At 44.2% G+C, this 1,429-nt stretch carries 1 pseudogene; it reads right to left on the reverse strand.

The annotated features are described in order from the left end of the window. A pseudogene (locus A3739_RS24515) lies at positions 1–1,416 on the reverse strand (error-prone DNA polymerase); the annotation flags it as partial. Positions 1,417–1,429 lie beyond the last annotated feature (13 nt).

Consider the following 1,429-nt stretch of genomic DNA (forward strand, 5'->3'; position numbering starts at 1 on the left):
GAGATTTTCAATATCCTTTGGCTTAAACCTGAAATCACCTATCGGCTCCTCTGCAACGGTGCTCGACATAAATGGCAATGAACTTTCAGGGTTCATTAATTGCCAACGTGTTTCATAACGATTATCCGATAAACATCTAAACGCATCTGCAGAAGCCAAAGACTCTAAATCTCTTCGAGATAGACCGATCGCTTTCACTTCGCTCACAGATTTAAAACCTAAGGGCGGTCGCTCACGAACAAGTAAGTTTTGCCCTTCGACGCTTAACCCTTTTACTAAACGAAAGCCCAAGCGAATAACTTTCGCGTTTTCACCTTGTAGATCATGATCAATCATCGATCGATTAATGCATACAGGCTGTATAGAAACATGATGACGTTGCGCGTCTTGTACCAATTGCGAAGCACTGTAAAAGCCCATGGGCAAACTATTTAGCAGTGCGGTATAAAACGCCTCAGGATAATAGTATTTCAGCCATGCAGATGCGTAGGCCAGCACCGCAAACGAGGCAGAATGACTCTCAGGAAAACCGTATTCACCAAAACCACAAATTTGCTCAAAAATTTTCTCAGCAAAGCTCAACTCGTAGCCACGCTCTAACATTCCTTTTATCAGCTTATTCTTGAACTGAAATAACTCCCCAGTCTTCTTCCAAGCTGCCATCGCGCGACGCAATTGATCAGCCTCACCACCAGTGAAACCTGCTGCGACCATGGCAAGCTTGATGACCTGCTCCTGAAATATCGGCACTCCCAGTGTGCGCGCCAATACTTCTTTCACAGCATCGGAGGGATATTCAATAGGCTCTTCGCCGTTTCTACGCTTTAAAAAAGGGTGCACCATATCGCCCTGTATCGGCCCCGGACGAACAATTGCAATTTGAATCACCAAGTCGTAATAGGTTTTAGGCTTTAAGCGCGGCAACATACTCATTTGTGCACGAGACTCTATTTGAAACACACCAACCGTATCTGCATTTTGGATCATGGCATAAACATTTGGATCGTCTTGCATGCGTGTTAAATCTGCCAAACTCAAACGACGACCATAGTAATGGTGTATCAAGTCAAATGACTTTCTAATCGCTGTTAGCATGCCTAACGCAAGCACATCGACCTTCAGCAAGCCTAAACTTTCTAAATCGTCTTTGTCCCATTGAATCACTGTACGTTCTGCCATACTGGCATTTTCAACTGGAACCAATTCATATAAGGGGCCAGAGGAAATGACAAAGCCACCAACGTGCTGTGATAAATGACGAGGAAAACCAACAATATCATTGACCAGCTGAATGAATTGTTTTCCCTTTAAAGAGTCGGGCTGTAGGCCTAGTTCAATAATTTGCGCCTGCCAGCCCAAAGAGCGATCACGCCGATTGACATTTTTAATAAAAAAATCCAACTGTGTTTCAGCGATGCCTAGCGCTTTC

This window comes from Oleiphilus sp. HI0067, from assembly GCF_001635735.1.